We start from the raw sequence: 14,209 nt of genomic DNA, 5'->3' as shown, positions 1-14,209 counted from the left end.
TCCTGAAAATCAGGAAAATGTTTCAGACGTGCCCATTCCCCCTGCACGCAGGTCGGCAGCAGCCTCCTTAACGGCCAGCCCATGGGTGCGTTCCAGACGACGGATCGTGAAATGGGCCCGCGCCAGCGCCCGGTAATGCGCCAGAAATGCCGTGTTGAGCGACGCCCCGCACAAAGCCCCCGCCACTGGCACCATCTGCAACGCGAACTTGCGCGACAGGCCGATTCCGTAATGCGACGCCACTTCTGCCATCAGCATCACGATGGGGCGTCCCCGCAGCAGCGCACGCGCCGAGAAGAAGCCCAGTTCACCTTCCTCGTCGCTCTGGCGCGCCGGGAAACTACGCAGCGCAAAGACTTCCAGACACGCCCGGCGCGTGTCTTCGTTACGCAGATCCTCGCCTTCCTCGCGCGCAATGCGGGCGATTTCGCGCATGATGGTCAGCGTCGTGAAGCCGATATCCGGCGCAAGACCGAAAATTCCCCCGAAGCCACCAAGCGCACCTGAGACAGCCACGGCGGCCTGCCCCAGATTCTCGCGCATCGGATCACGCGGAGCGGGCGCATCGTTGTCGATACCCAAAACAGCCACACGGAACGCCCGTTCGATGGCGACTTCTGCCGTCTTGTGGAATTTTTCCTGCACTGATGGTGCCAGCCCGAGTCCCTGCATACCGAGTCGCGCGGCCTGCCCGACCGCGCCGCCCATCAGGTCGGCCAGACGCACAAGAACCCCACGGCCCTGCTCCACCTTTTCAAGAACCGACTGAAGCTGTGCAAGGGAATCCCCGTCCAGCGCCGTCGAGGCGAAATTGCTGGTCGGAAGCTGCGTGTCATTCACTGAGGTCATGACGATCAAAACTCCTGTTCGTAAGACCCGAAACCGTTTACCGGATAGCAGGTTTCATATCCTAACATGGCACCATCATGGGGATATCGACGCCAGAAGACTACCCGGGCCAACTATCCGGACGAGCACCGTCGGGGTGAGGAGAATTACACCAATGACCGCATTATCGCGCTTGATCCTGTCTGCGCCGCTGGCAGCCAGCCTCCTCGTTCCGGCCGTTTCTCCGGCTTTTGCCGCCCCGAATCACAGTCACCATCACGCCTCTCACGGGACGGCCAACCTGCCGCAGATGGGCCCGACCTCGGGGCAGATCGTGGGCGCACCAGCGAAGTCGCTGACCCCGGCACAGACGGCAGCTCTCCCCGATGAAGGCGCCCCACCTCCGCCGCATGGCTACACAGAAGTGGAAGACTCGGAAACTGCCCTCGCCAGCTATAGCGATCGGGTGCGGACGCATCTGCCAGTCGGCATGCCCGGTCCGAACGCACAGCAGAAAACCAACGGCCCCAACAACCTGCCGTCCCATTTCACGCTGTTCGGCATGCCGGTAAAGTTCAACGCCCCTGTACAGTCGCCTTATGAAGACGAAGACTCACCGACGAGCTATGCCGGTCATCCAGTCAATGGCCAGACGAACATCCTCGTCAACGGTGACGCCTCTCCCATTCACTAAGCCCATTCACTAAGAGAGACGTACCCATCCACCGATCTGCGTCAGGTGACGGAACTCCTCCTCCGTTACCGGCGCCACGGACAGTCTGGACTGCTTGAGCAGCGCCATATCCGCCAGAGCCGGATCGGCCTTGATCTCGGCGAGGCTCACGGGACGTCCAAAAGCCCCCATCGCCTTCACATCCACACAGACCCAGCGCGGATCATCCGCAGTCGGGTCTGGATAAGCTTCCCGCACGACTTCCACCACGCCCACAATCCGTTTCTCGCTGACGGAATGGTAGAAAAACGCCAGATCGCCGATCTTCATCGCCGCAAGATTGTTGCGTGCCTGATAGTTGCGTACGCCCGTCCACGGCTCGACGCCATTCTGGACCTGCTGCGCCCATGAGAACGCCTCGGGTTCCGATTTCACCAGCCAGAAAGCCATCTCTCACTCCCGCCACAAAGGCCGCCCCAAGGGTCGCCCCAAAAGCCGCCCTTGGGGCATTTTGCGCTCAATTCCGTGAAACGTGATAACAGTGATCGGAACAATGGGACAACGCGCCTCTTCCGAATATGATTGCTTCGGACTATTTCAATGGGGAACCTTTCGCGGGGAACCCATCGCCGCGTTGCCACTCTGCCGAGGTCCGTGTCCCAGTGCGCCCTACCCCCAACCTGCTCCATCGCTATGCCAATCCGGGGCAGTTCCTGCGTCTGGCGCGCACGCTGCTGCCTTGGCTGACTGGTGGCGCGATCGTGTTTCTCGTAGTCGGCGTCATCTGGGGCCTGTTCATCGCCCCAGCCGACTGGCAGCAGGGCGACACCGTCCGCATCATGTATGTGCATGTCCCAATGGCTTGGCTGGCATCGTCCTGCTACCTCGGACTTGCGATCTGCGGTGTACTCTCGTTGGTGTGGCGCCATCCGCTGGCGGATCTGGCCGCCATTGAAATCGGCCCCGTCGGTGCCTGCGCCGCCGCTTTGTGCCTGATTACCGGCTCACTGTGGGGCGAGCCGATGTGGGGCACCTGGTGGGTCTGGGACGCGCGCCTGACGTCCATGCTGGTGCTGTTCTTTCTTTATCTCGGCCACATCGCTCTGATCCGCGCCTTTGACGAACCCGCCCGCGGCCAGCGCGCCGCCGCGATCCTCGCTCTGGCCGGTGTGATCGACCTTCCGATCATCAAGTTCAGCGTCCAGTGGTGGAACACCTTGCACCAGCCCGACAGCATCACCCTGACCGGCGCCCCCACCATGTCCATGATGATGCTCTGGCCGCTGCTGATCTGCACGATCGGCTTCACGCTCGGTGTTGCAGCCGTCATTTTCACCCGGCTCAGCGCCGCTATCCATGAAAGCCGTGCGCGCCAGATGATGGCCCGTTCGCGTCTCGACCGCAGGGACAGTCAAGCAGCATGATGCATCTCCCGAACCACTGGCCGTATATCGCGGCCTCCTATGCCCTGACGCTGGGATGCTCCCTTGTCCTCGGCGTCGGTGCCGCCCTGCGCCTGCGGAAATCCAAGGCCCGTCTGGCTGCCGTCGAAGGCCATGCCCGCCGCCGTGAAAGGTCAGCATCATGACCCGCAAGACCCGTCGTCTCTGGATCGTCATTGCCTGTCTGGCCTGTGTCGGCTCCGCCGCCGCCCTGACCCTGCGCGCTTTCTCGTCCAACATCGTGTTCTTCATGGCACCGTCGCAGGTGAAAGCCAGTCCGCCCTCACCCGATCGCACCATCCGCCTCGGCGGCATGGTCATGGCCGGCAGCCTGCATCGCATCAACGAAAACGGCACCCCCGTGAACGCCTTTCAGGTGACGGACGGACAGGCCGCGGTCGAGGTCCATTACACCGGTATCCTTCCCGACCTCTTCCGCGAAGGACAGAGCGTCGTCGCCCTCGGCACCGTGCAGAAGGACGGCGGCTTCACGGCCAGCGAAGTCCTCGCCAAGCATGACGAAACCTACATGCCCAAGGAAGTCGCGGACGAACTCAAACGCACCGGCAAATGGGACCCGCGCTTCGGCAAAGCGCCGGACGCCTCAAGCTGGGACACCATGACCGCAAAGAAAGCAGGGGGCTGATCGCCTGATGTTCGGACCAGAACAGGGCCATTTCGCCCTGGCCCTCGCCTGCGTACTCGCCCTCGTGCAGTTCGCCGTCCCACTCTGGGGCGCCAACCGCCGCGACGCGCGCCTCGTGGGGCTTGCGCCCTATCTCGCGGTCTCACAGTTGCTTGCGCTGGGCTATTCGTTCCTCTGCCTCGTGATGTGCGCCGTCAGCGACGATTTCTCGGTCCAGAACGTCGCGGCGAACTCCGCCGTTTCCAAGCCGCTGCTTTATAAGATTACGGGCGTCTGGGGAAACCACGAAGGCTCCGTCCTGCTCTGGACGCTGATCCTCGCCGTCTGCGGCGGTGCGGTGTCCCTGTTCGGCCGCAACCTGCCGGACATCCTGCGCGGGCGCGTTCTGGCCATTCTCGGCGGCGTTTCCGCTGGATTCCAGATGTTCTGCCTCCTGACGTCCGATCCGTTCGAGCGTGTTTTCCCCGCGCCAATGGACGGTCAGGGCATGAACCCGCTCCTTCAGGACCCCGGCCTCGCCTTCCATCCGCCCATTCTCTACACCGGTTATGTCGGTTTCGCCGTTCCCTTCGCCTTCGCGGTCGCCGCCCTGATTGAGGGCCGCGTTGATGCCGCATGGGGTCGCTGGGTCCGTCCCTGGGCCGTGGCGGCCTGGTGCTTCCTGACCTGCGGCATCGCGCTGGGTTCGTGGTGGTCCTATTATGTGCTGGGCTGGGGCGGCTACTGGTTCTGGGACCCGGTGGAAAACGCCTCCCTCATTCCCTGGCTGACGGGTACGGCCCTCGTGCATTCCGCCATCGTCGTGGAAAAGCGCGAAGGCCTGAAAATCTGGACGGTCCTGCTGGCCATCGCGACGTTCTCGTTCTCCCTGTCGGGCACGTTCCTCGTTCGCTCGGGCATCCTGAACTCGGTCCACGCCTTCGCCAACGACCCCGCCCGCGGCGTGTTCATCCTCGCCCTGCTCGCCATCGTCATCGGCGGCTCGCTCGCTCTGTTCGCATGGCGCGCGCCCTCCCTCACCTCGACCGGCCTGTTTTCTCCGGTTTCGCGTGAAGGCTCGCTGGTCCTGAACAACATCCTGCTCTGCTCGATCTGCGCTGTTGTCGTCACAGGCACGATGTACCCGCCCTTCATGCAGCTTTTGGCCGGGCGTACCATTTCCGTCGGCAAGCCATTCTTCGATGCCGCCACGATCCCGCTGACCCTGCCGCTTCTTCTGGCGATGGGCGTCGGCACGGCCCTGCCGTGGAAGCGCGCGCAACTCGCCCGGACGTTCTCGCATCTTTATGTCGCGGCTGGCATTGCAGCGATCGGGCTGGCCCTGTGCTTCTGGAAGCTTTCCGGCATCCTGCCCATCGCCTGCGGCGCGCTGGCCATCTGGGTCATCGCAGCGTCCGTCTCCGACGTGCTGCGCCGGATCGGCATCGGCCATACGTCCGCGCAGGGCGTATGGGAGCGCATGAAGAACCTGCCGCGTTCAAGCTGGGGTGCGGCACTCGCCCATATCGGCGCAGGCATCACCATTCTCGGGCTCTGCGGCATGTCCCAAGCCAAGCACGCCATCGTTGAAGTGCATATCGGCGAAACGCGCTCTCTGGCCGGAGACGACTGGACCCTTCTGGACGTCCACGACTATATCGGCCCGAACTACAAGGCCATGCAGGCCGACATCGCCATCCGTCACAACGGCAAGCTCGTGACCATCCTGCACCCTGAAAAACGCGACTTCACGACGCAGAGCCAGACCACGACCGAAGTCGCCATCCACACCAATTTCATCACGGATCTATACGGCGTGGTGGGCGACCGGCACGGTACGGGCAAGGACGCGACCTATGTCCTGCGTCTGCACCGCAATCCGCTCGCCCCTTGGATGTGGCTCGGCGGGCTGGTCATGGCGATCGGCGGGGCATTCTCGCTGTCTGACCGCCGGATGCGGATCGGCGCACCCAAGCGTGCCGCTGCCCGCAACATGGCCCGTGCCTGAGGAGAGACGGACATGAGCGTAACACGACGCGGCCTCCTCACGGCCGTGCCCATTATCGGCGCAGGCGTCCTCGGCGTCGGGTTCTGGCGGATGCTGAGCGACATGCGCAGCGGCGCCTTCGACCCCCGCGCGATCAAGAACCCCAATGTCGGCAAACCCATCCCGAGCTTCGCCATGCCCGGCCTCCCCGGTCTTGGCGACGGTTTCACCGATGCGGAACTTAAAGCCCAGCACCGCCCGGTTCTGGTCAATTTCTTCGCCTCATGGTGCATTCCCTGCGTGGCGGAAATGCCCGGCCTGCGCGCCATCTCGCGTAATATGCCGATCTGGGGCATCGCCTATGAGGACAAGCCCGAAAACGCCAGCGCCTTCATCCAGCGCGACGGCTCCCCTTACGCCCGCGTCGCCTCCGACCGGCATGGCCGCGTGGCGATCGACTGGGGCGTGACCGGCGTGCCCGAGAGCTTTCTGGTCGCACCCGGCGGCCGCATCATCTGGCATGGCAGCGCAGCCCTCGACCCGCAGATCTACGAGGCGGAAATCCGCCCGAGGCTGGCCGGACTATGAAGGCTTCCAGACGCTTTCCGGCCTTGCTGCTCGCGGTTGGCCTGATCGGCGGCGGCGTAGCCCTTGCCGTGGACGATCCTGCCGAAATGCTGCCCAACCCAGCGCAGGAAAAACGGGCCGAAGCCCTCGGTGCTCATCTGCGCTGTCTGGTCTGTCAGAACGAGAGCATTGAGGACAGCAGTGCTCCTCTCGCCCGCGATCTGCGCAAGGTTGTCCGCGAGCAGGTCGCGGCAGGCAAAAGCGATCAGCAGATCATGGGCTGGATGACCGAACGCTACGGCGAATTCATCCGTCTGGCCCCACAGTTTTCATGGTCCACCGCCCTGCTCTGGCTGATGCCGGCACTCGCGCTGGTGGCCGGACTTGTCATTGCATGGCGAACGGCCAGACGCCGCGTCGTCGCCACGCCTGCGCCGCTCACAGATGACGAGCGCGCGCGTCTGGATGCCCTTTCGGGCCGGGAGTAGTCTTGTTGTTCTGGTTGGGAATCCTGATTATCGCCGCGGTGGCCCTGTGCCCCGCCTTTCTGGGCCTGCGAACCCTGCGCCGCCGGGTGAATGCCCGCGACTCCGCCCTCACGCTGTATCGTGGACAGCTTGGCGATCTAGAGCGCGATCACGCGCTTGCCCTCATTAATGGCGAGGAATATCAAGCCGCGCGCCTTGAAGTTCAGCGCCGCCTGCTAGCCACAGACGAGGAAGCCGCCGTCGAAGATCTTTCGGCTGAACCGGTAAAACGCAGCCGGGTTCTTCCTGTTCTGGCGGTCGGACTTGGCATCCCGGTGCTGGCGTTTGCGCTCTACATCGTCAACGGACACCCTTCCCTCCCGCCCCAGCCGCTGAGTCAGCGCCAGACGGGACCGGATGCGAAAGGTCTGGAGACGATCCATAAACTTCAGACTGAAGTCGCCACGATCCCCGCCACATCCTCGACCTATGCAACCGGGCATTTCATGCTGGGGCAGGTCGAAGCCAGCTCCGGCCTGACGGATGACGCGATCCGGGACTGGAAGATCGCTCTCGGCGCCCATTTCGAGCCCGAGCTTGCCATTCGCCTTGCCGAGCTTGAAAGTCGCAACGGCAGCCATATTTCTGGCGAAAGCCTCGACCTCTATCGCCGCGCCCTGGCCGCGGCACCGGCCGATGCGCCCTGGCGTATGGCCGTGGAAGCGCGTATCGCGGTCGGCGAACATCAGGAGAATAACGGTCAGTGAGAAAACCCGAAGCCAACGCCATCGCGCTGTGCCCCGTCTGTCGCAACGCCATGCGCCCGACATCGGAGAAATGCCCACATTGCGGTGCTGAGCGTCATTACGGCCCGCGCCTTCTCGAATCCGCAGTCTGCGCGTTTGCCGGAATGGTCCTGCTCTCGGCGGTTTCCACCCTGCTTTTGCCGATCTCGTTGTGGACCATCATGTTCGCTGCCATCGGGCTGGTGGCCGGTTTTCTCTTTTCCCACAACCGTTTCAGCGGCGACCGCTGGCTGCGATGACATGCCGGGATGAGCAACGCGCTTATCCCGCCTTCGAGACTCTTCCCGCTTCCGAAACATTCCTGCTAATAAACAGGAATGACACAATCTTCCGGACGCACCCTGCCGTTTTTTGTCGCCGTGGCCATTCTGTCCTGGGCCAGCGCCTATCCTGTTGTCCGGATTGCCCTGCATGATTTTGCACCCGTGCCGCTGGCAGCATTGCGCTATGCCGTCGCAGCCATCATGGCGGCCTTCTGGATTTGCTGGAAACGTCCCGCACGCCCTCTGACCGCCGATATTCCACAGATCCTCGCCTGCGGCATGATCGGCATCATGCTCTACAACATACTGTTCAACTGCGGAGAAGTGACCGTTTCGTCCGGAGCGGCCAGCCTTCTCATCAGCGCGGCCCCGCTTATGGCGGGGCTTCTGGCCATGGTGTTCCTCGGCGAACGCATGTCCCGCTGGGGCTGGGCCGGATCGCTTCTGAGCTTCAGCGGCGTCGCCATGATCGCCAAGGGACAAAGCGGCGGTCTTTCCTTTGGCTCCGGCGCCACGCTGGTGTTTGGCGCCGCCGTCTGCGCGGCGTTTTACACGATCCTCCAGAAGGGCCTGATCCGCCGCTACGGCGCCCTGCCCACCATCGCCTATGTCCTGATTTCGGGTGCAATTTTCCTGACCCCGTGGCTGCCTCAGGGCCTCACGAGCTTCTCTCACGCCTCATGGCAGGGACAGGCCGCCGTGCTGGAGCTTGGCATTTTCCCGGCAGCGTTCGGCTATGCCGCCTGGGGGTTCGTCATCGGGCATCTCGGTGCCTCGCGCGGTGCGGCGCTGCTTTATCTGCTGCCGCCCGTGACGATGGTTCTGGCCTATTTCCTGACCGGTGAAGTCCCGTCCCTGCGCACCCTGATCGGGGGGGCGGTCGTCATGGCGGGTGTGATCCTAACAAATACCTATGGCCGTCGTCCGATTGCCCAGATCGTGGAATCCTGAAGCCGTTTCCTCGCTGTGACGGCATCCGGATTTTCTATGGTTGCCTTCCTTTGTCCTGCGGCGATTGTGCGATAATTTCCTTGTGAAATGAGCCCGACCACCCACAGGAAAGCCGAAAACAGACAATGAGCCGCACCGAAACCGATGGCATGGGCCCGATCGACGTCGCTGACGATGTGCTGTGGGGGGCGCAGACCCAGCGCTCCTTGAAATATTTCAGCATCGGCCGCGAACTGATGCCGCATGAAATGATCGAAGCCTATGCGATCATGAAGCGTGCGTGCGCGACAGCCAATGCCGCCAGCGGTCGCCTGTCGCAGGAGCGGGCAGATCTGATCCAGACCGTTTGTGACGAAATCATCAAAGGCGAGCATGACCGGATGTTTCCGCTCCATGTCTGGATGACCGGTTCGGGCACGCAGTTCAACATGAACGTCAATGAAGTGATCGCAAACCGCGGCTGCCAGATCACCGGCAACCCGCTGGGCAGCAAGACGCCGCTGCATCCGAACGATCACGTCAACATGTCGCAGTCCACCAACTGCAACTTCCCGACTGCCATGCATATCGCAGCCGTCCTCGGCACGCATCGCAGCCTGATCCCGACCCTGACGCGCCTGCGTAACGCCATGGCCGCCAAGGCAGAGGAATGGCGCGATCTGGTTAAGGTTGGCCGCACGCATCTTCAGGACGCCGTTCCCATCACGCTGGGTCAGGAATGGCACGGCTATGCCGGGATGCTGACGGACAACATCGCCCGTCTGGAACAGGCCCGCGACGGTCTGTTCCCCCTCGCCCTCGGCGGCACGGCCCTCGGCACCGGCGTCAGTACGGATGAAGGCTTCGACCGTCGCGCCTGCGCAGAAATCGCCCGCCTGACCGGCCTCGGCTTCACGGCTGGCGAAAACAAGTTCGCGCTTCAGGGCGCACATGATGCGCTGGTGCATCTGTCGGGTGCGCTACGCACGACGGCAGGCAGTCTGTTTAAGATCGCCAACGACATCCGCCTGCTCGCCTGCGGCCCGCGCGCCGGTCTGGGCGAACTGCATCTGCCGGAGAACGAGCCAGGATCGTCGATCATGCCGGGCAAGATCAACCCGACGCAGGCCGAGGCTCTGGCCATGCTCGCCCTTCAGGTCATGAGCAACGATGTCGCGGTCGGTCTCGGCGGGGCTGCGGGCATGCTGGACATGAATGTCTACAAGCCGCTCATGATCCACAACATCATGCAGGGCATCACCCTTCTGCATGATGGTTCGGAAAACTTCCGCCGCTTCCTCGTCGAAGGCACGAAGGCCAATACTGAAAAGCTGAAACAGGATCTGGAGCGTTCGCTGGTTCTCGTCACGGCCCTCTCGCCAGCGATCGGCTACGACCGCGCCGCACAGGTCGCGCATCACGCCATGGAAAAGGATCTGAGCCCGCGTGAAGCCGCGCTGAAACTCGGTTTCATGACATCCGAAGAGTATGACCGCGTCGCCGATCCGCGCCTCATGCTGCGTCCGAACATCACGCCCCCCAAAGCCTGACCGACCACCCGCGTTAAACCGCTTCCGCATGACGAAAACTTCATGCGGAAGCGATGGCCGTTACGCCTCAGGACTGATAGGGCGGACTCTTCTGCTTTTTTTCCCCGGAGATGCCCGTCAGATGATGACCCGCCGCGCAGCCCTGCTCGCTTTAACGCTCCTCACCCCCGTCTGTACGGCTGCGGCGGCCGATGCCCCCAAGCCCGACACCAAGGTCGAAGCTGGCAAGACAACCGATGCCTTCACGGGCGAACCCGCCCTTCTTCCGGCAGATTCCGTCACCCAGCATCATCTGAACGGCATCGCCTACACGGCCCATGCCGGAACACTCATCCTGCGTGGTTCTGACGGCAAACCGACAGCCCGCATGTTCTACGTGTCCTACACGAAGGATGGCGTCCCGGCTGGCACACGGCCGGTCTCGTATTTCTTCAATGGCGGTCCGGGTGCGGCCACGGCTTATCTAAACCTTGGCGCGGCTGGCCCCAAGGCCCTGACCATGCCCGCCAAAGACCCGACTGATGGCACCCATGCCCAGCTTGCGGACAACCCCGACAGCTGGCTCCCCGTCACCGACATGGTCTTCATCGACGCCGTGGGCACGGGTTATTCCCGCCCCACTGATACGGCGAAGGCCGGAGACCAGTTCTATGGTGTCAAACAGGATGCCAGCACCTTCGCCAAGGCCATCGGCCTGTGGACGGCTGCGAATGCTCGTGAAGCCTCGCCGCATTATCTCGTGGGTGAAAGCTATGGCGGCATCCGCTCCATCCAGGTCGCGAATGCGCTCCAGATGGAACAAGGCATCCTGCTCAACGGCATCGTCATGATCTCCCCGGCCATCGAGATGCCCCTGCTCGATTCGGACGACAATCCGCTCTCCGCCGCTCTCATGATGCCAAGCCTGATCGCCGCGCATCAGAGCCCGAACGTGACGGAAAAGACGGCTGATGAAGCCTATCAGTGGTCTCTGAACACCTATCTGCCGAAAATCGCCGGAAAGCTGCCGTCAGGAAGCGAAGGTCAGGCGCTTTATGCCGAAATCGCCCAGCGGACCGGGCTGCCGCAGGATGTCATTGCGCGCCAGCATGGTGTTCCGGCTATCGGCTCGCATGACATCATGTCCCGTGACGGTCGCCTGTACGGACTGTATGATTTCACACAGTCGATCGCCGATCCTTCGGCCGATGGCCTGGACGAAAGCCCCGATCCGACGCTGTTCGGCTTCGGGCGCGCCTATGGCAATGCCTTCTCGGGCTATGCCGCAAACGGCCTCGGCTTCAAAACACCCCTGACCTACGACCTGCTGTCGTTCAAGGTGAACTCAAGCTGGAAATGGAGCGCGGGCGGCCCGTCGCCCATCCATCAGATCCCGGTTCTGAACCGCCTTCTGGCGCTTGATCCCGGTCTGCGCGTTTTCGTGGCAAACGGCTATTATGACGTGGCCTGCCCATTCGCGACCGCACGCTGGATGAAAGATCACCTGACGGTCGGGGCAGATCGCGTGTCGCTACATCTCTATCAGGGTGGTCACATGCTCTACACGCGCCCGGCCAGCCGCCACGCCCTCTCGGCCGACGTCGCCTCCTGGATTCAGGCAGACAGCCGCCAGCCCTGAAATAAAACGCCATAAATTGACAGCAGGCGGTGAGGAACAGATAATGGACATGGTAAATTCTGGACCTCACCTGACCGGACTTTTCGCGCTGAACAAGGTGGCCGCTAACAAAGAGGTCTTCATGTCCGCTGTCTTTCAGCCTACCCTGCGACTGCGCTTTCTTTCCTTCAGGCGGATCGCCGGTTGACGGCCCATCGCCCTGCGGGCTCAGAACCGGGCTATTCGCTGGCACATGCCGTCACGACGTCCTGTGACCGCGAACCCATTCATCGCCCGGATGCCATTCAGCCGTATGGCCTTCTGCTGATTGCCGACAGCGCAACCCTGACCATTCTTGGTGGGGCGGGGGATATCGAGGGCCGTCTGAATTCTGACTGGCTTGGGCGCAACCTCACAAGTCTCCTGAATGTCCCGACAGGGCGTCTGCAGGACGAAAAACGCGCGTCCGTATCGGATCTGCGTATTACCGGCCTGGCGGGTGAAACCTTCAGTGTCGTGCGTCATACGCAGAACACGCATCTTCTTATCGAACTCGAACCCGTCGACGTGCATAACCTGTTGACTTGGGACATTTTCGGCGAGATCGACAGAGCCGCAGACCGCTTCGAGCGCTGCCCGGACATCGCGTCCGTCTGTCGCCACGGCGCAACGCTCTTCCAGAGCCTTACCGGCTTTGACCGCGTCCTGATTTATCGTTTCATGGAAGATGGCACGGGCTGCGTTGTCGGAGAAAGCCGCAACGATACGTTCCCGTCCCTGATGAATCACCATTTTCCGGCCAGTGATATTCCTGCGCAGGCGCGGACTCTCTATGTCCGCAACCGTATTCGCGTCATCCCTGACATCACCTATGAGGCCGCCCCCATCCGTCCGTCCGACGCCGGACTTGCGGGGATCAATCTCAGCGACGTGCAACTCCGCAGCGTTTCGCCGATCCACCTCCAGTATATGGCCAATATGGGCGTCCGCGCCTCGGCTTCAGTCTCGCTGGTTGTCGATGGCATCCTGTGGGGCCTGATCGCCTGCCACAATTCTTCTCCGAAGCCTCTTTCTGAAGATGTCCGCGCGGCCTGTCGGACTCTGGCCGGCGTCATGTCCCGCCAGTTACGAAACAAGGAAGAGCTGGTCACTTATCAGGAGCGTCTGCGCCTGCGGAACGCGATGGAATCAGTCACGTCCCATTTCGATGTACGCCGTCCGCTTGAAAACAACCTTCGCAGTTGCATCAACGAATTGCAGGCCCTCTTCCCCTGCAACGGTTTTGCCGTCATCGGTGGCGCAACCATCAGTGCAACGGGCGTGCTTCCCGATACAGAAGACCTGCACAGGCTGCATGACTGGCTGAAAGCGGGCAACAATGGTGGGATCTTCAGCAGCGCCATGCTGGGCCGGGACTATCCTCCAGCAACCGATTGGCCAGAGCGCTGCGCCGGCCTCCTTGCCATCATCCTCCCACTCCGTACGCCCATCTGTCTTGTCTGGAGCCGGGTCGAAATCATCCAGACCATCGAATGGGCCGGAAATCCGCACAAGGGCGATGCGGACAGCGACGGCATTCTACGCCCACGCACCTCCTTCAGGACATGGGAACAGACCATCCGCGGGCACAGCATCCGCTGGACAAACGAACAGAGGCAGGCCGCCCGCCGCCTGCGTCGTGTCCTGATCGCTGACGATCAGACACAGCAGCTCCGGGAACTCAATGCGACCCTCGCCGCCACACTGGAAGAACGCGAAGACCTGCTGCGCCAGAAGGACTTCCTGATCCGCGAGGTCAATCACCGCGTTCAGAATTCGCTTCAGATGGTCGCATCCTTCCTCAAGCTTCAGGCCCGAAGCGCGTCAAATGACGACACCACGACGGCCCTGAAGGAAGCGCAGCACCGGATCGCCGCCATCGGCCTCGTGCATCGTCGCCTTTACCGTGACGAACATGTCGGCGTCGTCGATCTGGGCCGCTATATCGAAGAACTGATGGAAGAGCTGTGCACGTCACTGGGCGAGGGCTGGCACGACCAGATGCATCTCTCCCTCTTCCCGATCATGATTGCCGCAGACCGCGCCATCAATATTGGTCTGGTCCTGACCGAACTGATCATCAACACCAGCAAATACGCCTATGACGGCAACGCCGGGCCGCTCTATGTCGGACTTGCCCAGACCGGCACCCGGCTGGTCCTGACGGTTTCTGATCAGGGCGCCTGCACGCCGCAGCTCAAGGGAACAGGGTTTGGGACGCGCATGATGAATGCCGTCGTCAGTAGCCTTGCCGGAACACTGACCTACACAACCCTGACCCCGGGCCTGGAAGCCGTTATGACACTGCCTCTGGATTCCCTGCTCCCGACAGACACACACACTCGCCCCAAAACCGCCTCTTCAGAGGCGCCTTACCCATATCCCTGAACAGCTGACAAATAAAAAGGCGCCAGACCATCAGGTCAGGCGCCTTT

15 protein-coding genes are annotated in these 14,209 nt (G+C 62.3%); 13 read left to right on the top strand and 2 right to left on the bottom strand.

The genetic code is table 11. The features are described from left to right. Positions 1-9: 9 nt before the first annotated feature. The gene (locus HKD21_RS03460) at positions 10-849 is read right to left on the bottom strand and encodes an EcsC family protein (RefSeq protein WP_194254217.1); all 840 of its coding nucleotides are present in this window, start codon (positions 847-849) and stop codon (positions 10-12) included. 154 nt (positions 850-1,003) lie between these two features. Here HKD21_RS03460 and HKD21_RS03455 point away from each other — a divergent pair, with 154 nt between their 5' ends. Then, positions 1,004-1,522 carry a hypothetical protein gene (locus HKD21_RS03455; RefSeq protein WP_194254216.1) on the top strand — a complete coding sequence of 173 codons (519 nt, stop codon included), beginning with the start codon at positions 1,004-1,006 and terminating at the stop codon, positions 1,520-1,522. 9 nt (positions 1,523-1,531) lie between these two features. On the opposite strand, the gene HKD21_RS03450 is transcribed toward HKD21_RS03455, so the two are convergent. Then, complete coding sequence (locus HKD21_RS03450) at positions 1,532-1,951, bottom strand: EVE domain-containing protein (protein ID WP_194254215.1); 420 nt, start codon at positions 1,949-1,951, stop codon at positions 1,532-1,534. Positions 1,952-2,163: 212 nt separating this feature from the next. Here HKD21_RS03450 and HKD21_RS03445 point away from each other — a divergent pair, with 212 nt between their 5' ends. From HKD21_RS03445 to HKD21_RS03390, 12 genes are all read left to right on the top strand, one after another. After that, positions 2,164-2,925 (top strand): heme ABC transporter permease, encoded by a 762-nt coding sequence (locus HKD21_RS03445; protein ID WP_194254214.1) that lies wholly within the window; start codon positions 2,164-2,166, stop codon positions 2,923-2,925. Beyond that, positions 2,922-3,089, top strand: coding sequence for a hypothetical protein (locus tag HKD21_RS03440; RefSeq protein ID WP_167315815.1), 168 nt, complete (start codon positions 2,922-2,924; stop codon positions 3,087-3,089). Before HKD21_RS03445 ends, HKD21_RS03440 begins: the two co-directional genes overlap by 4 nt. After that, positions 3,086-3,589 (top strand): cytochrome c maturation protein CcmE, encoded by a 504-nt coding sequence (ccmE, locus tag HKD21_RS03435; RefSeq protein WP_062030116.1) that lies wholly within the window; start codon positions 3,086-3,088, stop codon positions 3,587-3,589. Before HKD21_RS03440 ends, ccmE begins: the two co-directional genes overlap by 4 nt. A gap of 7 nt (positions 3,590-3,596) precedes the next feature. Beyond that, entirely contained in the window at positions 3,597-5,576 is a 1,980-nt protein-coding gene (locus HKD21_RS03430; protein WP_194254213.1) for a heme lyase CcmF/NrfE family subunit, read from the top strand. A gap of 12 nt (positions 5,577-5,588) precedes the next feature. Next, positions 5,589-6,143: a DsbE family thiol:disulfide interchange protein gene (locus HKD21_RS03425; RefSeq protein WP_194254212.1), complete on the top strand. Its 555-nt coding sequence runs from the start codon at positions 5,589-5,591 to the stop codon at positions 6,141-6,143. Beyond that, positions 6,140-6,610, top strand: a complete 471-nt coding sequence (locus HKD21_RS03420) for a cytochrome c-type biogenesis protein (RefSeq protein WP_194254211.1) — start codon at positions 6,140-6,142, stop codon at positions 6,608-6,610. Before HKD21_RS03425 ends, HKD21_RS03420 begins: the two co-directional genes overlap by 4 nt. A gap of 2 nt (positions 6,611-6,612) precedes the next feature. Continuing rightward, positions 6,613-7,356, top strand: coding sequence for a c-type cytochrome biogenesis protein CcmI (gene ccmI, locus HKD21_RS03415; RefSeq protein ID WP_322782899.1), 744 nt, complete (start codon positions 6,613-6,615; stop codon positions 7,354-7,356). Next, entirely contained in the window at positions 7,353-7,634 is a 282-nt protein-coding gene (locus tag HKD21_RS03410) for a hypothetical protein (protein WP_194254210.1), read from the top strand. Before ccmI ends, HKD21_RS03410 begins: the two co-directional genes overlap by 4 nt. Positions 7,635-7,712: 78 nt before the next feature. After that, complete coding sequence (locus HKD21_RS03405) at positions 7,713-8,609, top strand: DMT family transporter (protein ID WP_194254209.1); 897 nt, start codon at positions 7,713-7,715, stop codon at positions 8,607-8,609. A 125-nt stretch (positions 8,610-8,734) separates the two neighbouring features. Then, entirely contained in the window at positions 8,735-10,138 is a 1,404-nt protein-coding gene (locus tag HKD21_RS03400) for a class II fumarate hydratase (protein WP_194254208.1), read from the top strand. A 121-nt stretch (positions 10,139-10,259) separates the two neighbouring features. Further along, complete coding sequence (locus tag HKD21_RS03395; protein WP_194254207.1) at positions 10,260-11,756, top strand: S10 family peptidase; 1,497 nt, start codon at positions 10,260-10,262, stop codon at positions 11,754-11,756. 183 nt (positions 11,757-11,939) lie between these two features. Continuing rightward, the gene (locus tag HKD21_RS03390) at positions 11,940-14,162 is read left to right on the top strand and encodes a histidine kinase dimerization/phosphoacceptor domain -containing protein (RefSeq protein ID WP_194254206.1); all 2,223 of its coding nucleotides are present in this window, start codon (positions 11,940-11,942) and stop codon (positions 14,160-14,162) included. The last annotated feature ends 47 nt before the right edge of the window (positions 14,163-14,209 follow it).

The organism is Gluconobacter cerevisiae (assembly GCF_015244675.1).
Taxonomy (GTDB): domain Bacteria; phylum Pseudomonadota; class Alphaproteobacteria; order Acetobacterales; family Acetobacteraceae; genus Gluconobacter; species Gluconobacter cerevisiae.
The sequence above is the reverse complement of the archived record's forward strand: the minus strand, read 5'-3'. Positions and strand labels throughout refer to the sequence as shown.